Here is a 17,762-nt window from a genome sequence, read left to right as displayed (position 1 = left end):
GGTAATCATTTCATAAACGGGTTTTTTTACCTTAGATGCAGGATTCTCCAAATTGACACAACATAGGGAAATGAGACCCGCAAAGTTTAAGTCATCATATTGAGGAGAGATGGAAATGTCAGAAAAGAATTATCGTATTGAAACATTGAGCGTTCATGGCGGATTGCAGCCAGACCCAGTAACAGGTGCACGCGCAGTGCCGATTTATCAAAATAATGCCTATCAATTCAAAAATACAGAACATGCAGCGAATTTGTTCGGTTTAAAGGAAGCGGGATATATATATACTCGGATTACAAATCCAACTACAGCTGTTTTTGAAGAACGCGTTGCCTTGTTGGAGGGCGGAGTCGGTGCTCTAGCTGTCGCAAGCGGTATGTCTGCGATTACTTTAGCAGTTATGAATATTGCTGAAGCAGGCGATGAGATTGTCGCGGCATCTAATTTGTATGGCGGTACATATAATTTATTTGCTGTAACACTTCCAAAATACGGTATTCAGGTGAAGTTTGTTGATCCGCAAGATCCTGAAAACTTCCGTGCGGCGATTACGGATAAAACAAAGGCCATTTTCGCTGAAACCATTGGAAATCCGTCTTTAAAAGTTCTTGATATTGAAGCAGTGGCAAATATTGCCCACGGAGCAGGTCTTCCACTCATTATCGATAATACATTCGCTTCTCCATACCTATGCCGTCCAATTGAATTTGGCGCAGATGTTGTGGTTCATTCGGCAACGAAATGGCTTCTTGGCAATGGGACAACAACAGGCGGAATCATCGTAGATTCCGGCAAGTTTGATTGGAATTCACCAAAGTTCCCGGGGCTGACAGAACCGGATGAAAGTTATCATGGATTATCATACGCGAAAGATGTTGGTGCAGCTGCTTACATTACAAAGGCTCGCGTACAGCTTTTACGTGATATGGGACCAGCTTTAAGCCCAATCAATGCATTCCAATTTGTTCTCGGACTTGAAACACTGCATGTTAGAATGAAAGAACATGTGGCGAATGCCGTGAAAGTAGCAGCATATTTGGAAAATCATCCTGCTGTAAGCTGGGTACTATATCCGGGACAGGAAAACAGCCCTGATAAAGAGTTAGTGAAGAAGTACTTGCCGAAAGGTGCCGGCTCCATGATCGTATTCGGCATTAAAGGCGGCAGAGAAGCAGGCGCTAAATTAATTGATAATATTGAGCTTTGGGCACACGTTGCAAACGTAGGGGATGCGAAGAGCTTAATTATTCATCCTGCGAGCACGACCCATCAGCAGCTGGATGCGGAAGGTTTAAAAGCAGCAGGTGTTTCTGAAGACTTAATCCGTCTGTCTGTCGGGATTGAAAACGCAGAAGATTTAATTGATGATTTAGAGCAGGCTATTGCAGCAGCAACTGGAATTACTTCACGCGCTTAATCTCTCTTTAAAATTAAAGTATGTCACTCACTTGAGTATCATATTAAAATAGCATTTGGTGCGTTGACACCCTCTGCTATCCATGCTACGATAACAAGCGTAATTAGTTTAAACCGTGAATTTAATAAAATGTTTTACTCTTATCCAGAGAGGTGGAGGGATGTGCCCGATGAAGCCCGGCAACCGTCAATGATGATTGATATGGTGCCAATTCACACAGAGCTTCTGAGCTTTGAAAGATGGGAGAAAGGTTTAGATATCATGGTGCCTTTCTGCTCATATGCAGAAAGGCATTTATTTTAAGAGAATAATATTATGGCAGGATAGCGATCAGGTATGGGAACGTCTATACAGATGCTTAGTTCCGGTACCAAATTGGATAGTAAAGAGGGTGAAAGAGGCCATGATTTCAATCAAAAATGCAAAGAAAATCTTTTCTACGAAGCAGGGGAAAGTAACAGCCGTTACCGATGTGAATCTTGATATAGAAGAAGGGGAAATTTTCGGCGTTATTGGCTATAGCGGAGCTGGGAAAAGTACGTTAATTAGAATGTTAAACGGGCTTGAAATTCCAACTGAAGGTTCGATCACTGTGGCGAAGCGAAAAGTGTCTCATATTAAGGGGAAGGAACTAAGACAGGCCCGGCAAGAGATCAGCATGATTTTCCAGCATTTTAATTTGCTTTGGTCCAGAACCGTAAGAGAAAACATCACTTTTCCGCTGGAAATCGCCGGAGTACCGTCTGCGGAGCGGAGAAAGAGAGTGGATGAGTTAATCAGCTTAGTCGGTCTTCAAGGAAGAGAGGATTCCTACCCGGCACAGCTGAGCGGCGGTCAGAAGCAGAGAGTCGGGATAGCAAGGGCCTTGGCCAATAATCCGAAGGTACTGCTCTGTGATGAAGCGACATCGGCACTAGACCCGCAAACGACCGATTCTATTTTGGAACTGCTTGTTGATATTAATAAACGCTTAGGTCTAACGATTGTTTTAATCACACATGAAATGCATGTAATTCGGAAAATCTGCCACCGCGTAGCAGTGATGGAAGATGGCAGGGTTGTTGAAACAGGCACTGTTTTAGAACTATTCAAAAATCCGCAGCAGCCGATTACAAAGCGCTTTGTTCAGCAGGTGACTGAACCGGAGGAAACGAAGGATACGATTCAGCATTTACTTCACTTATATCCAACGGGTCAGGTTGTTCAGCTTTCCTTTATCGGTGAAAAAGTAGAAACACCGCTTATTACGAGTCTCATCCGCCATTATTCTGTTACAGTGAATATTCTGCAGGGGAAAATCTCGCAGACGCAGGATGGGGCTTACGGAACACTGTTTATTCATTTGGATGGCAGTGAAACTGAGGTGCAGCATGCCATCGAATATATCCAGTCTCAGCAGGTGGGAGTGGAGGTGATTTCACATGCTTAGTCAGTGGTTTCCAAATGTTGATTGGGGAAAAATGTGGGAAGCAACTGTCGAGACGCTTTATATGACAGGTATTTCAACCGTTGCGACCTTTATTCTTGGTATCATTCTCGGATTACTGTTATTTTTAACATCGAGAGGAAACTTATGGCAAAACAGTTTTGCTTACTCTTGTATTAGTGCAGTTGTCAATATTTTCCGTTCGATCCCGTTTATTATTTTAATCGTCTTATTAATTCCTTTCACGAAGTTTTTATTAGGAACGATGATTGGTGAAAATGCAGCATTGCCGGCATTAATTATCGGCTCCTCTCCATTCTACGCTCGGATGGTAGAAATCGGGCTTCGGGAAATCGACAAGGGAGTCATCGAAGCAGCAAGGTCGATGGGAGCTAAAACAAGTACATTGATATGGAAGGTTTTGATCCCAGAGTCATTGCCGGCTCTTGTATCCGGTATTACGGTTACCGCCATTTCGTTAGTTGGTTTTACGGCTATGGCTGGGGTTATCGGAGCTGGCGGTCTGGGGAACCTGGCCTATCTCGAAGGCTTTCAGCGCAGCCGTTTCGATGTAACCTTAATGGCCACTATTGTCGTATTAATCATTGTGTTTATTATCCAATTTATTGGTGATATTATAACTACTAAAATCGATAAAAGATAAAAAGGAGAGTCAGAAGATGAAAAAATGGTTATTGTTTTTATTTACTGCTTTATTAGCACTTGTCCTCGCTGCGTGCGGAACCGCTAATGATAAAAAAGAAGAAGCAGCAGGCGCAAATAATGCTGACAAAGAAAAGACAACAGAAGCGGTAAAACTAGTGGTTGGTGCATCCAATGTACCGCATGCTGAAATTTTGGAAAAAGCAGCTCCGATTTTAAAAGAAAAAGGGATTGATCTTCAAATTGAAAAATTCCAGGATTATGTTATTCCAAACCAAGCATTAGAATCCAAGGAATTGGATGCAAACTACTTCCAGCATATTCCTTACCTTGAATTGCAAATTAAAGAAAACGGCTATGATTTTGTCAATGCTGGCGGCATTCATATTGAACCAATCGGTATTTATTCAAAGAAATATAAGAAACTAAGCGAATTACCAGATGGTGCTACTGTGATTATGAGTAATTCTGTCGCGGACCATGGGCGTGTCCTTTCCCTTCTTGAAGTTCAGGGTTTAATTAAATTAAAAGAAGGCATTGATAAAACAGCTGCAACCGTAGACGATATCGTTGAAAATAAGAAGAATCTGAAGTTTGATACAGAATTTGCGCCGGAGTTACTTCCACAAATTTACAATAATGGTGAAGGTGACATTGTCATCATTAACTCTAACTTTGCGATTGATAATGGATTAAATCCATTAAAAGATGCGATTGCAATTGAAGATGAAAAATCCCCTTATGTAAATGTTGTTGCTGTTCGCAAGGGCGACGAAAATAGAAAAGAGATCAAAACACTTGTAGAAGTGCTTCATTCGAAAGAAATTCAAGATTTCATTATTAAAGAATACAAAGGGGCTGTCGTCCCGGTTTCTAAGTAAAAATTAAACATAAAAGCTGTGGTTCTTTTTGGGACCATGGCTTTTTCATATTTAATCGCAATATAAGAAAATATTCATATTTTATAGAGAGAAGAAAGGACAAACTAATAGAGCGTGCAGCCTTGGTATGAAAGCATTTAGGCCTCAATTCTCAATTAATATAAAAAATACTTTCTAAACATATTTGTTTGAAAAGCTATCTGTTACTAGAGTTTTAAAAATAAATCACATGTAGGTGTTGCTAATCATTATCATTTAGTATAAGATTGTAATGAGAATAGATTGAGAATGAAATAACAGGTCAATACCGACAAGATATAATATACATTCGGGAGGAATAATAAAATGGCAGGATCTGTATTAAGCATTAAAGATTTACACGTTTCAATTGAAGGAAAAGAAATTTTAAAGGGACTTGATTTAGAGATAAAAGGCGGAGAATTCCATGCGATTATGGGACCGAATGGAACAGGTAAATCCACCTTATCTTCTGCCGTAATGGGTCACCCAAAATATGAAGTTACTCAAGGAAGCATTACATTGGACGGTAAAAATGTTCTGGAAATGGGAGTAGACGAACGTGCACGTGCTGGTCTTTTCCTTGCCATGCAGTATCCAAGTGAAATAAATGGAGTAACGAATGCAGACTTTTTACGTTCTGCTATCAACAGCCGCCGTGCTGAAGGAGATGAAATCTCTTTAATGAAGTTCATTAAAACAATGGACAAAAAGATGGACTTCCTCGAAATGGATCCGGATATGGCACAGCGTTATTTGAATGAAGGATTTTCCGGCGGTGAGAAGAAACGTAACGAAATTTTACAAATGATGCTGATTGAACCGAAAATTGCTATTTTGGATGAAATCGATTCAGGTCTTGATATCGATGCATTAAAAGTCGTTTCAAAAGGAATCAATGCCATGCGCGGAGAGAACTTTGGCTGTATTTTAATCACACACTATCAGCGTCTTTTAGATTATATAACCCCTGATTATGTTCATGTCATGATGCAAGGGAAAGTAGTTAAATCAGGCGGACCTGAGCTTGCGCAGCGTTTAGAGGCAGAAGGATATGACTGGATTAAGCATGAACTTGGAATTGAAGACGAAACAGTTGGCCAAGAAGCGTAAGATTAGGAGGAGCTATTGATGACTACTGAAATTAAAAATTCATTTGATAAGGAGTACATTGGCTCTTTTTCAAGGGAATTAGGCGAACCTGATTGGTTAACAGAATTACGTGTTGGCGCCCTTGAACTAGCAGACAATCTACCTTTGCCAAAAGCTGATAAAACCAAAATTGATAAATGGAATTTTACTCAATTCAAAAAGCATATTGTTAAAAGTGAAGATTTTACTTCTTTTGACAGTTTACCTGAACCGGTAAAAGCACTTATAAATAATAATGAAGGCAGCCAAAACTTATACATTCAGCGAAATAACCGCCCGACTCTTTTATCTGTTTCCACAGAATTACAGGGAAATGGGGTTATTTTTACAGATATTTTTACAGCAGCGAGAGAACATGGAGAGTTACTGCAAAAGTATTTTATGAAAGATGCAGTGAAAATCGATGAACATAAATTGACGGCCTTGCATGCGGCATTGTTAAACGGCGGAGTATTTATTTATGTGCCGAAAAATGTCGTCATTAAGGAGCCGATTCAGGCAGTATTCCTGCATGATGATGAGGAAGCCAATTTATTCAATCATGTATTGATTGTCGCAGAAGATAACAGCTCTGTGACGTATGTTGAAAACTATCTTTCTGTTGCTGCTCCCGAAAACAGTGTATTCAACATCGTGACTGAAGTGGTTGCGAAGGCGAATGCCAAAGTTCAATACGGTGCAGTAGATACGCTTGCGCAAGGGATTACGACTTATGTGAACCGCCGCGGCATAACGGACAGAGATGCCCGCATCGAATGGTCTTTAGGTTTAATGAATGACGGCAACACCATTTCTGAAAATACAACCAATCTTGTTGGCACAGGTTCTTCTGGAGATACGAAAATGGTTTCCGTTGGACGCGGGGAACAAATCCAAAACTTCACAACGCAGATTGTTCACTATGCAAAATATACAACAAGCAATATTTTAAAACATGGTGTCACAAAGGACGGCTCTACCTCCATATTCAATGGAATCGGAAAAATTGAGCATGGTGCATCGAAATCAAATGCAGAACAAGAATCGCGGATTTTAATGCTTAGTGAAAAAGCCCGCGGGGATGCAAACCCAATGCTTTTGATTGATGAGGATGATGTGGTTGCCGGTCATGCTGCATCAGTAGGCCGTGTCGATCCGGTTCAGCTATACTATATCATGAGCCGCGGTATTGCCAAACACGAGGCGGAGCGCCTGATCATTCACGGGTTCTTAGCGCCGGTGGTAAATCAATTACCAATTGAAGGAGTTAAAAAGCAGCTCGTTGAAGTGATTGAAAGGAAAGTAAAATAATGGATATCAATGAAATTCGTCAGCATTTTCCTATTTTAGATCAGGAAGTCAATGGACATCCCTTAGTGTATCTTGATAGTGCGGCAACATCGCAAAAACCAGTCAGTGTGATTGAAGCGGTTAATCAATATTATCGTAAATATAATTCGAATGTTCACCGCGGGGTACACACACTGGGCACGTTAGCAACAGATGCATATGAAGGAGCACGTGAAAAGGTAAGAAAATTAATTAATGCGAAATCAATTGAGGAAATTATTTTTACTAGAGGTACGACGACATCTCTTAATACGATTGCTGCAAGCTACGGAAGAGCAAATCTCCATGAGGGCGATGAAATTGTCATCACATACATGGAACATCACAGTAACCTTATTCCATGGCAGCAGGTAGCTAAAGCGACAGGAGCAACGTTGAAATACTTCCCGCTGCAGGAAGACGGCACATTATCTTTAGATGATGTCAAAGCAACGATTACAGCAAAGACAAAAATTGTTTCTGTCACACTCGTTTCAAATGTATTGGGTGTCATTAATCCCATTAAGGAAATCGCGCAAATTGCCCATGAAAATGGGGCAGTTATGGTCGTAGATGGTGCCCAGGGGGTACCGCATATGAAGGTTGATGTGCAGGATTTGAATTGTGATTTTCTTGCTTTTTCCGGACACAAAATGTGCGGACCGACCGGAATTGGAGTATTATATGGGAAGAAGCAGTTACTTGAAAACATGGAGCCGGTTGAATTCGGCGGTGAAATGATTGATTTCGTTGGTTTATATGATTCGACTTGGAAGGAACTGCCGTGGAAGTTTGAAGGTGGAACACCGATTATTGCCGGAGCAATCGGCCTTGGTGCCGCCATTGATTTCTTACAAGAAGTAGGTTTAGATAAAATTTTAGAGCACGAGCACAAACTTACCGCGTATGCACTTGAAAAAATGTCAACAGTTGAAGGCATGACCATTTATGGACCGCAGGAAGCTGAAAAGCGGACCGGGGTTATTACATTTAATATTTCTGATGTACATCCACATGATGTTGCGACTGTATTGGATGCAGAAGGAATTGCCGTTCGCGCCGGGCACCATTGTGCACAGCCGCTAATGAAATGGTTAAATGTATCAGCAACAGCAAGGGCAAGCTTCTATCTGTACAATACGGAAAATGATATCGATAAGCTTGTGGAAGGTCTCGTGAAAACAAAGGAGTATTTTAGCGATGTCTTCTAATAAATTAGATGTTTTGTATCGACAAGTAATCATGGATCATTATAAAAACCCTCGTAACCGCGGGGTTATTGAAGATGACAGTTTGACCATTAATATGAACAATCCGACTTGCGGCGATCGCATTCAGCTGACGCTTAAGGTGGAAAATGATATCGTGGTGGATGCGAAGTTTGAAGGGGAAGGCTGTTCGATTTCGATGTCATCTGCGTCGATGATGACACAGGCGATTAAAGGGAAACCAATCGAAGAGGCACTTGTACTGGCGAATACATTCTCTGATATGGTTCAAGGAAAAGATGTCGAAGTGGATGAAGATTTGGATCTTGGTGATATTGAGGCATTATCAGGAGTATGTAAATTCCCGGCACGGATTAAATGTGCAACCCTTGCATGGAAAGCGATGGAGAAGGCGCTTCATGAGGAAGATAAATAACAGTCAAGAAACACTTAACCAAATTTAAGGAGGAAAACGACGATGGCTAAAAAAGCGCCTGAAATCGGTGATTATAAATATGGCTTTCATGATAAAGACGTCTCCATTTTCCGGTCAAAACGCGGCTTAACGAAAGAAATCGTTGAAGAGATTTCAAAAATGAAAGAAGAGCCCAAGTGGATGCTTGATTTTCGTTTAAAAAGTTTAGAGCATTTTTACAGCATGCCAATGCCGCAATGGGGCGGAGATTTATCATCACTAAATTTTGATGAAATTACTTACTATGTAAAACCATCTGAGAAATCCGAAAAATCTTGGGATGAAGTTCCAGAGGAAATTAAACAAACTTTTGACAAATTGGGGATTCCGGAAGCGGAACAAAAATATTTAGCAGGTGTTTCTGCTCAATATGAATCAGAGGTTGTTTACCATAATATGAAGGAAGATTTAGAGGCGTTAGGGATTGTCTTTAAAGATACCGATTCCGCTTTAAAAGAAAATGAGGATATCTTCCGTGAACACTGGGCAAAAGTAATTCCGCCGACAGATAATAAGTTTGCCGCTCTGAACTCTGCTGTTTGGTCCGGAGGTTCATTCATTTATGTTCCAAAAGGCATAAAGGTGGAAACTCCATTACAAGCCTATTTCCGCATTAACTCAGAAAATATGGGACAATTTGAGCGGACGTTAATTATTGTCGATGAAGGCGCACATGTCCACTATGTAGAGGGCTGTACGGCACCGGTTTATACAACCAATTCACTGCACAGTGCGGTAGTAGAAATCATTATTAAAAAAGGTGCTTATTGCCGTTATACAACAATCCAAAACTGGGCGAACAACGTATTTAACCTTGTGACGAAACGTGCCGTCTGTGAAGAGAATGCGACAATGGAATGGATTGATGGCAATATCGGCTCTAAATTAACCATGAAATATCCAGCCGTTATTTTAAAAGGCGAAGGCGCTCGCGGCTTGACACTTTCGATTGCGATTGCCGGTAAAGGGCAGCATCAGGATGCAGGTGCAAAAATGATTCACCTTGCACCTAATACATCATCGACGATTGTGTCTAAATCTATCTCGAAGCATGGCGGAAAGGTAACCTACCGCGGTCAGGTTCATTTCGGACGCAAAGCAGATGGGGCACGCGCTAATATCGAATGTGATACATTGATTATGGATAACAAGTCTACATCAGATACCGTTCCATACAATGAAATCCTCAACGATAATATCTCGCTTGAGCATGAAGCAAAGGTTTCAAAGGTTTCTGAAGAACAGTTATTCTATTTAATGAGCCGTGGAATTTCAGAAGAAGAAGCGACAGAAATGATCGTAATGGGCTTTATTGAGCCGTTTACAAAGGAACTTCCAATGGAATATGCCGTAGAGATGAATCGATTGATCAAATTCGAAATGGAAGGATCTATCGGTTAATCATCCATATAAATAGAAAAACCGCTTGTCATAAAGGGCAGGCGGTTTTTCTATCTAAAAAATGAACAATCTATGCTGGTATATTGTCCGTTTACATCCAGACATTATTCCGCTATTCTTAATTTTGAATCTAAAAGAATTTCCGGACAGCTTTTATGGTTCGGACATATGATATCAACAGGGAAAGAGGATAAAATCATGTTTTTGGAAGTGGCTCTATTATTAATTGTGGGCTTGATAGCCGGGACATTGGGCAGTCTTGTCGGTCTTGGCGGCGGCATCATCATTGTTCCTACCTTATTATTTTTAGGTTCCGGCACAGCGCTTCTCAGTGAAGTTTCGCCGCAGGTGGCAACAGGTACTTCGCTGCTTGTCATTATTTTTACTGGTCTTTCATCAACGATCGCTTACTATAAACAGAAAAAAGTAGATTATAAAAGCGGACTTATCTTTTTTATCGGCAGCGGACCCGGGGGGATTTTTGGTGCCTGGGTCAATAAACAACTGGATATCGATGCCTTTTCAATCTGGTTTGGTTTATTTATGATTTTTATTTCGTTTGTTTTAATGTTTAAGGATCGATTAAAGCCGCGTAATAAGAAAACTGAAAAGGGAATTTGGCGTACATATGTTGATGCTTCAGGAAATGTTCAAACCTATGGGTTTCAACCGGCAGCGGGAATTTCGATTTCAATAGTGGTCGGCTTTCTCGGGGGACTGCTGGGGATTGGCGGCGGCTCATTATTGGTACCAGCTATGATTCTGCTCTTCTTTTTTCCCCCGCATATCGCTGTTGCGACTTCCATGCTGCTATTGTTTTTAACGTCTGCGACTAGCTCTATCGCCCATATTTATATGGGGAATATTAATTGGCTGTACGCAGCGGCATTGATTCCCGGCGCTTGGATCGGCGGAAAACTAGGGGCGTCCATTAATCAGAAATTACCGAGTAAAACCATTGTTGCTCTATTGCGCATTGTTTTGATCATGGTCGGAGCACGCCTGATTTATCAAGGGCTTGTCTGAGCGAATGACTGAACGAAATACCCTGATTATGTTAATATAGAGTATCATAAGGAAAGAGGAAAATAGCCGTTATCTATATTGAAGAAAGGAAAGGCGATGAAATTTGGAAGTCATTCATATTTATCATACCAATGATTTACATAGTCATTTTGAGCATTGGCCGCGGATTCACCACTTTTTGCAGGAACGAAAAAAATGGCATGAACAGGCAGGTGAGGAATTTTTACTATTTGATCTTGGTGATCATGCAGACCGTTCACATCCGCTGACAGAAGCAACCCATGGTAATGTGAATGTTGAACTGCTGAATAAAGCAGGGTATCATGCCGTTACGATCGGAAATAATGAGGGCATCACCTTCCCACATGAAGATTTAGAGCACTTATATGATCATCGTCTTTTTGAGGTCCTGCTGGCAAATTTGTATCAGGAAAATGGAACTCGTCCTTCATGGGTAAAAGCGAATGCGATTTATGAAACAAAAAAAGGGATGAAAGTGGCAGTGACAGGTCTGACTGCTTGTTATCCCCATCTTTATCAGCTCATGGGCTGGAAGGTAACGGATCCTTATGAGGAACTAAAGAGTCAGCTGGAGGAGCTGAAAGGTATTAGCGACATAACCATCCTGTTATCTCATCTTGGAATTCATGATGATGAACAAATTGCCCGTGAATTTCCCGAAATGGATGTCATTATCGGAGGTCATACCCATCATATTCTTCATAAGGGAAAAATGGCTGGGGATACTATGCTTGCATGTGCCGGAAAATATGGCATGTTTGTCGGTCATATCTGTTTAACCATTGATCCGGAAGAAAAGAAAATCGTTGAGAAAAAGGCATGGCTGTATGATACAAATGAACTGCAGCCTATGATAGATGAAGTTCAGCAGGTTGAAGAATGGTTTAATTCCGGAAAAGAGATGCTTTCCACAGAAATAATCTCCAAGCACTATGTCCATACATCGCAGGATGAATTGGCAAGCTTACTGTGCAATGCTTTAAGAGAAATTTGCGGTGCAGATTGTGCCTTTATTAATAAAGGTTTAATCTTAGAAAATCTAGTTCCGGGTATCGTGACTAAATTTGATTTACATAGAATATGTCCTCACCCAATCAATCCATGTGTGGTTGAATTAACGGGGGCCGAGTTAAAAGAAGTTCTTCTGCAGACAATGGATGAGAAGTGGAGTGATATGCAGATCATGGGCTTTGGTTTCCGCGGGAAAATTATGGGGGAAATGGTCTACAGCGGAATCCAGCCGACAAGGAAAAAGTCATACAGTCTTCTGACTGTTCAAGGAAAGCCAATTGAAAGCGAGCAGAAATATACGGTAGCCATTCCTGATATGTTTACATTCGGAAAGTTTTTCCCTGCGATCTTCCGTGCAGAACAGAAAGAATATATTCTGCCTGACTTCATGCGCCATTTGCTGGCCTGGAAAATACGAGAGACAGAAAAACAAGCAGCAGACTAATACACTCTTTTTGTCCTTTCCTCATATTTTGTTTAGTGAGAGGAAAGGAGTGATAAGGTATGGTGGATATGTCACCCATTGATATAAACGGACATATATTTCTTGCTATTTCTGTGCAATTACCGAAAACAAATCTCTTAGTTGTCACAAGTGATAAAGGATATATCATGTGTGGAGCTTTAGATGTTTCATTATTAAATGAAAAATTAAAAGATCGGAAAGTCATTGCCGGTCGTGCCGTTGGGGTAAAAACAATCGATCAGCTGCTGGAAGCTCCACTGGAATCAGTCACATATGAAGCAGAAGCCAATGGGATTCATAAAGGAATGAGCGGAAAAGAAGCCATGCTGAAAATGATTTAAGCGAAGGATGCCGCCGCAGAGGCAGCATCCTGCCAAGCTTCTATTTGTTATATGAGACATGATTTTTGCATGAGTCCCCCCTTTTGCTGCATACATTAGCATGTAGAGGGGGGATTTGTCTTGGCAAAGTTGCGCAGACGACGGCTGCTGAAAAAAGGACCCTTGCCGCTAAGAACCGTTTTTTTATTAACATTTGTCTTTTTTATTTTTTCAACAGCAGTTGGACTTTGGATCATCAACGAAGGACTTAAACCGACATTGATGAGCTATGCCAAATCTGAAACGAGAAAAATCGCTACGCTTGTCATAAGCAAAGCGGTTAATAATAAAATTGCACACGGTGGGGGTACGGAAATTTTTCAAACGATACCGGACACGGATGGTTCAGGAAACATTCAATTGGATACGGAGAAAATATCGAGGCTGCAGTCTGAAATTGAAAACCTTGTGCAGAAGAATATAAAGGAAGCGGAACGGGGAAATTTAGACGTTCTAGAATCACTTGACGAGATTGACGTTGCGGTCGATAAAGCAAATGATACAGAAGGCATTGTCTATTATATTCCTTTAGGGCAGGCAACCAACAATGCTATCCTCGGAAGTCTCGGTCCGAAAATCCCAATCCGCTTTTCGGCCATTGGGGATGTCCAATCCAATGTGAAAACAAAAGTGACGGAATATGGGATTAACAATGCCCATATTGAAGTTTATATTGCTCTTCAGGTGAATATAGAAATTATTATTCCATTTGCCACAGATAAGACAACGGTAAAGCGGAATATTCCAATCGGAATGGGAATTTTCCCAGGGAATGTCCCACAGTTTTATAATAATGGCGGCGGTGGCAGCCTGCCCATCATCGATATGCCGGAAAGTTAAGCGGGCTTTTTTGCCTCTATTGGAAAATGAAGCAGATGCATCTTCGATATGCACCTGCTTATTTCTCTATCTGCCTCTTTTCGCCATCTGTCTTTCTTGTCTTTCCCATAATCTCAAATGTGGAAATGGATCATAGGACCACTCTGTATATCCATTATCCCGATACATGCCGTAATGGAGATGCGGCGGGAATTTTCCTGACGTTCCCGGGGGACCGTAACCTGAACTGCCAACACTGCCGATAATTTGCCCGGGTTCTAGCACCTGCCCGACAGTTAAATCCTTGGCAAACCCGTTTAAGTGGGCAAAATAATGGTAGTTATTATTAATATCACGGATTCCGACACGCCAGCCGCCATATTTGTTCCAGCCCTTCATCTCTACAATTCCGTAAGCCGTTGCCTTTACCGGAACACCATAGGCGGCAAAAATGTCTGTCCCTTCATGAATTCTTCTTCCGCCCCAGCCTCTGGCATCACCCCAGGTACTTCTGTAGCTGTAATTGCTTCTTAGCGGTACTGGAAAGGCATGTGTTTCCAGATCTATACGGCCAAAATGCTGATATATTTTTGCTTTCCCTGAGATGATCCCAACCGCTTTATCTCTTTTGTAATAATCCCACAGAGCCATCTTAATATGTGTATGGTCCACTCCGTATTTTAAGATATAGTTGGCAAATGAATAAAGGATATCAACATCATTGCTCATGTCGGCCTTGCCGTCCCCATCTCCATCAGCGCCAATACCGCCAAAAAATTGAATGGAAAGGGGATTTTCGTCTTCCCGGTTCGGATTGGTGATTCCGCTCCATTCCTCCTGTCGAAAATAAATACCGCTGATGCCCTCAGCCTTTGGGATATCCTTGCGGGATTGGCGGATATTTCGTTCATATTGGTCAATAGCTGCCAGGTAATACCAAGGAATATTTGTTACGGATTCAACCTTTTGAAATAATTCCATCCTTTGGGCGAATACATTCGTGTCATTTTTCTCAGCCTTTGTTGGAAGCGGTCCATTCATTAGGAGAAAAATGGTACATAATGAATAGATGAATAATTGCCGCATACAAACCTTCCCTTCTATCAATTCTTCTCTCTTAGTTTGTTGGAATTGGAGGATTTCATTTCAGAAAATTATTGGAAAAAAACAAAACAGGGGCTTCAACTTGTTGTTGATACCAATATATGTTAAAGTGACATTTGTGGGGTATATTATAAATTAATTGTTATTTTGATATATGTTTGTGAAACATAGAGAAACAAAGTTGAACAAGGAATGGAGCGAGATTAGATATGGATGAACAAAATGAAGTGAAACGTAAACCCGATTGGTTAAAAATAAAATTAAATACGAATCAAAACTATACTGGAATAAAGAAAATGATGCGGGAAAAAAGTTTACATACTGTTTGTGAGGAAGCGCGGTGCCCAAATATTCATGAATGCTGGGCTGAGCGAAGAACGGCTACGTTTATGATTCTCGGTGATACATGTACAAGGGCTTGCCGCTTTTGTGCAGTCAAAACAGGAATGCCAACAGAATTAGATTGGCAGGAGCCGGAGAAAGTAGCAGATTCCGTCAGTTTAATGAATTTAAAACATGTCGTTGTAACGGCTGTTGCCCGTGATGATTTAAAGGATGGCGGTGCCGCTATTTTTGCTGAAACAATAAAAGCAATTAGAAGAAAAAGTCCCTTTACAACGGTCGAGGTGCTGCCTTCAGATATGGGCGGCATATTCGAGAACCTGCAAATATTGATGAATGCGAAGCCGGATATTCTCAATCATAATATTGAAACGGTTGAAAGACTGTCGCCAAAGGTACGGGCCCGTGCTAAATATGACCGTTCTTTAGAATTTTTACGGCGTGCCAAGGAACTGCAGCCTCAAATTCCAACCAAATCTTCCTTGATGGTTGGACTGGGGGAAACAAAAGAGGAAATTTTAGCGGTAATGGATGATTTAAGAGCCAATCATGTAGATATTATGACCATCGGTCAATACCTGCAGCCTACGAAAAAGCATTTGTCAGTAGAAAAATACTATCATCCGCATGAGTTTCAAGAATTAAAGAAAATCGCCTTAGCAAAGGGCTTCAGCCATTGTGAAGCCGGTCCGCTTGTCCGTTCATCCTACCATGCAGATGAACAGGCGCAGTCGTCAAAGAAAGAACACCTGAAAAATGATGACCAGGAAATGAAAAACGCCTGAGAATAATGGACGCAAAAGAGAAAGGACTGACTTTCGAATGGTCAGTCCTTTCTTTATTTTACTTTTTGTTTACACCAATCCCTTTTGTTACTCCGTTGGCGTTTTCTTCTGTTTTAACGTCTTCTCCCTGGGGAGATTTTAACATTTCTTTAATGAGTTTATTAATCCCATTCTCAGCATTACGGCTGTCTGAATCAAGCTGTGCATAGCTATTGGCAAGATTTCGCAGCTGACCATTGTCACTGACATATACATGATACCATCTTGGAACAAAAGCCATGGCAGACTTTTTTACTTGATCAGCAGTCAAATGGCGATTGGTTGAATCCGTTTCATAAATAACCAATACTTCTTCATCGGTTACAAGTGTAGCGGCATCCAGTACATTTGGCAAATCCGTCACGTTTTTCGAAATGACATCAGCTAGTTTTTCACGGTCAATGGCGGAGTAATGCTTGTTTGCCATCTGTTCACCTGCAATAGGGCTTTTTTGATGGCGAACATAGCCAAAGTCCTCACTTACATCGCCGTTTTTCACATCACGGTAAATATCGGCACGGCTGTCATTGACATTAATGGTATTTCCGCTTTCATGATACAGATCATCTTTTGCCTCGTTATTTTGACATGCCGCTAAAACAGATATCCCGCAAATCCCAATCATCAGCAAAGTTTTTTTCAAATAAAACACCTCCATATCATTAGGGTGACCGCAAATTTTACTTTTCATCTTAGTAATTACTGGCGGTTGAGGTATAATAGAGGTGATTTACCGCATGCCGCTTGCACTTTTCTTCATTTTATGGCTAAATTCTTGGTAGAGGGCAATTTGCTTTTTAGAGGTGAAAATAATGGTTAGCGTTCAAAATAATACGTATGAAGTTGTAGAAGAAAGACGCAACGGGTTTAATGAGGAAGCATTTCGCAGCCGCTACAGCGATATTTTATCGAAGTATGATTACATTGTCGGCGATTGGGGATATGGACAGTTACGCTTAAGAGGTTTTTTTGAAGATAATCATCAAAAGGCTTCGTTTGATACAAAAATTAGTACAGTTTCCGAATATTTGTATGAGTTTTGTAATTTTGGCTGTGCCTATTTCATTGTAAAAAAGGTCAAAGGGGAAAAAAAGACTGACTCGAAATAGTCAGCCTTTTTTTCTTTGTGGGAGCAGCGAGCAAGATATTCACTTGGGTTGGGCATTAATATTGTTTGTAATCCGTATAGGGCCGCTGCTCATCTTTGTTTGGATCATCATGGGGCGGGTGGGCGCCGTCAATTTGCCGTGGCAAGTCCTGATGCAGCGACTTAAATTCATAATTAAAAGCACTATAGCGCCGCTGTCCTTCCTGCCATGGTGTGCTTTTATTCTCCACCGGAGCCATGTTTCTCCTGGCTGAACCATAAGGACCTTCAGGAAATTCTTCCGGAATGATATAGTCCCTCATCTTTTCCACATTCGAGAAATTATAATACTTTTTCTCCTTTTGTTCATCCATCCTATTCACCTCATGAGTAGTATTTACAGGAGGAACAAAAACATGTGAGTGCCTTAAACGATTTCGGATAGAAAAGAGGTCAGTTCCTTTGCATCCTCTTCATTTATTTGAAAGGCATGCTCTAGATATCCTTCTTCTTCTAAATCATCGTGACCGATAATGGCAAAGCGGCCCCTTTGAATATCCAGCACTAATTTTTTTCCATAATATCGTTCGGAAGTAATAATAGCCAGATCAAAACGGTTGCTTTCTCCCATAAAGCTGATAAAACGGGTCTTTGTGTTTTCTGATTCATCATATAAATAAAATCTTTCTTCCACCCTTCAATCTCCCCTTTCTTCGCTTAAGAGCCAATGCGG

At 41.0% G+C, this 17,762-nt stretch carries 19 protein-coding genes and 1 riboswitch; of the genes, 15 read left to right on the top strand and 4 right to left on the bottom strand.

Annotated features, from left to right (window positions below; genetic code table 11):
• The first annotated feature begins 109 nt into the window (after positions 1 to 109).
• From HNR53_RS08050 to yunB, 13 genes are all read left to right on the top strand, one after another.
• On the top strand, positions 110 to 1,417 hold the full coding sequence (locus HNR53_RS08050; RefSeq protein ID WP_184524704.1) for an O-acetylhomoserine aminocarboxypropyltransferase/cysteine synthase family protein: 1,308 nt from the start codon (positions 110 to 112) through the stop codon (positions 1,415 to 1,417).
• Between the two features lie 137 nt (positions 1,418 to 1,554).
• A riboswitch (SAM riboswitch) is annotated at positions 1,555 to 1,663 on the top strand.
• A gap of 157 nt (positions 1,664 to 1,820) precedes the next feature.
• Positions 1,821 to 2,846 carry a methionine ABC transporter ATP-binding protein gene (locus tag HNR53_RS08045; protein ID WP_184524702.1) on the top strand — a complete coding sequence of 342 codons (1,026 nt, stop codon included), beginning with the start codon at positions 1,821 to 1,823 and terminating at the stop codon, positions 2,844 to 2,846.
• Entirely contained in the window at positions 2,839 to 3,507 is a 669-nt protein-coding gene (locus HNR53_RS08040; RefSeq protein WP_184524700.1) for a methionine ABC transporter permease, read from the top strand. The genes HNR53_RS08045 and HNR53_RS08040 overlap by 8 nt, the downstream gene beginning before the upstream one ends.
• A gap of 16 nt (positions 3,508 to 3,523) precedes the next feature.
• Positions 3,524 to 4,387, top strand: a complete 864-nt coding sequence (locus HNR53_RS08035; RefSeq protein WP_184524698.1) for a MetQ/NlpA family ABC transporter substrate-binding protein — start codon at positions 3,524 to 3,526, stop codon at positions 4,385 to 4,387.
• A 345-nt stretch (positions 4,388 to 4,732) separates the two neighbouring features.
• Positions 4,733 to 5,518 carry a Fe-S cluster assembly ATPase SufC gene (gene sufC / locus HNR53_RS08030; RefSeq protein ID WP_184524696.1) on the top strand — a complete coding sequence of 262 codons (786 nt, stop codon included), beginning with the start codon at positions 4,733 to 4,735 and terminating at the stop codon, positions 5,516 to 5,518.
• Positions 5,519 to 5,536: 18 nt separating this feature from the next.
• Positions 5,537 to 6,847: a Fe-S cluster assembly protein SufD gene (gene sufD, locus HNR53_RS08025; protein ID WP_184524694.1), complete on the top strand. Its 1,311-nt coding sequence runs from the start codon at positions 5,537 to 5,539 to the stop codon at positions 6,845 to 6,847.
• Positions 6,847 to 8,076 (top strand): cysteine desulfurase, encoded by a 1,230-nt coding sequence (locus HNR53_RS08020; RefSeq protein WP_184524692.1) that lies wholly within the window; start codon positions 6,847 to 6,849, stop codon positions 8,074 to 8,076. Before sufD ends, HNR53_RS08020 begins: the two co-directional genes overlap by 1 nt.
• A complete protein-coding gene (gene sufU / locus HNR53_RS08015; protein WP_184524690.1) occupies positions 8,066 to 8,509 on the top strand; it encodes a Fe-S cluster assembly sulfur transfer protein SufU in 444 nt (147 codons plus the stop codon). Before HNR53_RS08020 ends, sufU begins: the two co-directional genes overlap by 11 nt.
• Before the next feature lie 42 nt (positions 8,510 to 8,551).
• Positions 8,552 to 9,949 carry a Fe-S cluster assembly protein SufB gene (sufB, locus tag HNR53_RS08010; protein ID WP_184524688.1) on the top strand — a complete coding sequence of 466 codons (1,398 nt, stop codon included), beginning with the start codon at positions 8,552 to 8,554 and terminating at the stop codon, positions 9,947 to 9,949.
• 204 nt (positions 9,950 to 10,153) lie between these two features.
• The gene (locus tag HNR53_RS08005; protein WP_184524940.1) at positions 10,154 to 10,975 is read left to right on the top strand and encodes a sulfite exporter TauE/SafE family protein; all 822 of its coding nucleotides are present in this window, start codon (positions 10,154 to 10,156) and stop codon (positions 10,973 to 10,975) included.
• A gap of 103 nt (positions 10,976 to 11,078) precedes the next feature.
• Positions 11,079 to 12,452 (top strand): bifunctional metallophosphatase/5'-nucleotidase, encoded by a 1,374-nt coding sequence (locus HNR53_RS08000; protein ID WP_184524686.1) that lies wholly within the window; start codon positions 11,079 to 11,081, stop codon positions 12,450 to 12,452.
• Positions 12,453 to 12,511: 59 nt separating this feature from the next.
• Positions 12,512 to 12,814, top strand: coding sequence for a YunC family protein (locus tag HNR53_RS07995; RefSeq protein ID WP_184524684.1), 303 nt, complete (start codon positions 12,512 to 12,514; stop codon positions 12,812 to 12,814).
• A gap of 120 nt (positions 12,815 to 12,934) precedes the next feature.
• Positions 12,935 to 13,693, top strand: coding sequence for a sporulation protein YunB (gene yunB, locus HNR53_RS07990; protein WP_184524681.1), 759 nt, complete (start codon positions 12,935 to 12,937; stop codon positions 13,691 to 13,693).
• Between the two features lie 66 nt (positions 13,694 to 13,759).
• On the opposite strand, the gene HNR53_RS07985 is transcribed toward yunB, so the two are convergent.
• Positions 13,760 to 14,713 carry a M23 family metallopeptidase gene (locus tag HNR53_RS07985; RefSeq protein WP_246439441.1) on the bottom strand — a complete coding sequence of 318 codons (954 nt, stop codon included), beginning with the start codon at positions 14,711 to 14,713 and terminating at the stop codon, positions 13,760 to 13,762.
• A 272-nt stretch (positions 14,714 to 14,985) separates the two neighbouring features.
• On the opposite strand from HNR53_RS07985, the gene lipA reads away from it, so the two are divergent.
• The gene (gene lipA / locus HNR53_RS07980) at positions 14,986 to 15,903 is read left to right on the top strand and encodes a lipoyl synthase (protein WP_184524677.1); all 918 of its coding nucleotides are present in this window, start codon (positions 14,986 to 14,988) and stop codon (positions 15,901 to 15,903) included.
• Between the two features lie 58 nt (positions 15,904 to 15,961).
• On the opposite strand, the gene HNR53_RS07975 is transcribed toward lipA, so the two are convergent.
• The gene (locus HNR53_RS07975; protein ID WP_184524675.1) at positions 15,962 to 16,585 is read right to left on the bottom strand and encodes a YhcN/YlaJ family sporulation lipoprotein; all 624 of its coding nucleotides are present in this window, start codon (positions 16,583 to 16,585) and stop codon (positions 15,962 to 15,964) included.
• A gap of 169 nt (positions 16,586 to 16,754) precedes the next feature.
• On the opposite strand from HNR53_RS07975, the gene HNR53_RS07970 reads away from it, so the two are divergent.
• Positions 16,755 to 17,051: a YutD family protein gene (locus tag HNR53_RS07970; RefSeq protein ID WP_184524673.1), complete on the top strand. Its 297-nt coding sequence runs from the start codon at positions 16,755 to 16,757 to the stop codon at positions 17,049 to 17,051.
• A gap of 55 nt (positions 17,052 to 17,106) precedes the next feature.
• On the opposite strand, the gene HNR53_RS07965 is transcribed toward HNR53_RS07970, so the two are convergent.
• Positions 17,107 to 17,403: a cytosolic protein gene (locus HNR53_RS07965; RefSeq protein WP_184524671.1), complete on the bottom strand. Its 297-nt coding sequence runs from the start codon at positions 17,401 to 17,403 to the stop codon at positions 17,107 to 17,109.
• A 53-nt stretch (positions 17,404 to 17,456) separates the two neighbouring features.
• The gene (locus HNR53_RS07960) at positions 17,457 to 17,723 is read right to left on the bottom strand and encodes an SAV0927 family protein (RefSeq protein ID WP_184524669.1); all 267 of its coding nucleotides are present in this window, start codon (positions 17,721 to 17,723) and stop codon (positions 17,457 to 17,459) included.
• Between the last annotated feature and the right edge of the window lie 39 nt (positions 17,724 to 17,762).

Origin of the sequence: Bacillus benzoevorans, assembly GCF_014207535.1 — a bacterium.
GTDB classification, from domain to species: domain Bacteria; phylum Bacillota; class Bacilli; order Bacillales; family Cytobacillaceae; genus Bacillus_BD; species Bacillus_BD benzoevorans.
The sequence above is the reverse complement of the archived record's forward strand: the minus strand, read 5'-3'. Positions and strand labels throughout refer to the sequence as shown.

Excerpts from the sequence above, each read along its gene's own strand:
- HNR53_RS08050 (WP_184524704.1), top strand. The coding sequence starts at position 110 with ATGGAAATGTCAGAAAAGAATTATCGTATTGAAACATTGAGCGTTCAT.
- HNR53_RS08045 (WP_184524702.1), top strand. The coding sequence starts at position 1,821 with ATGATTTCAATCAAAAATGCAAAGAAAATCTTTTCTACGAAGCAGGGG.
- HNR53_RS08040 (WP_184524700.1), top strand. The coding sequence starts at position 2,839 with ATGCTTAGTCAGTGGTTTCCAAATGTTGATTGGGGAAAAATGTGGGAA.
- HNR53_RS08035 (WP_184524698.1), top strand. The coding sequence starts at position 3,524 with ATGAAAAAATGGTTATTGTTTTTATTTACTGCTTTATTAGCACTTGTC.
- sufC (WP_184524696.1), top strand. The coding sequence starts at position 4,733 with ATGGCAGGATCTGTATTAAGCATTAAAGATTTACACGTTTCAATTGAA.
- sufD (WP_184524694.1), top strand. The coding sequence starts at position 5,537 with ATGACTACTGAAATTAAAAATTCATTTGATAAGGAGTACATTGGCTCT.
- HNR53_RS08020 (WP_184524692.1), top strand. The coding sequence starts at position 6,847 with ATGGATATCAATGAAATTCGTCAGCATTTTCCTATTTTAGATCAGGAA.
- sufU (WP_184524690.1), top strand. The coding sequence starts at position 8,066 with ATGTCTTCTAATAAATTAGATGTTTTGTATCGACAAGTAATCATGGAT.
- sufB (WP_184524688.1), top strand. The coding sequence starts at position 8,552 with ATGGCTAAAAAAGCGCCTGAAATCGGTGATTATAAATATGGCTTTCAT.
- HNR53_RS07995 (WP_184524684.1), top strand. The coding sequence starts at position 12,512 with ATGGTGGATATGTCACCCATTGATATAAACGGACATATATTTCTTGCT.
- HNR53_RS07985 (WP_246439441.1), bottom strand. The coding sequence starts at position 14,713 with ATGAATGGACCGCTTCCAACAAAGGCTGAGAAAAATGACACGAATGTA.
- lipA (WP_184524677.1), top strand. The coding sequence starts at position 14,986 with ATGGATGAACAAAATGAAGTGAAACGTAAACCCGATTGGTTAAAAATA.
- HNR53_RS07970 (WP_184524673.1), top strand. The coding sequence starts at position 16,755 with ATGGTTAGCGTTCAAAATAATACGTATGAAGTTGTAGAAGAAAGACGC.
- HNR53_RS07965 (WP_184524671.1), bottom strand. The coding sequence starts at position 17,403 with ATGGATGAACAAAAGGAGAAAAAGTATTATAATTTCTCGAATGTGGAA.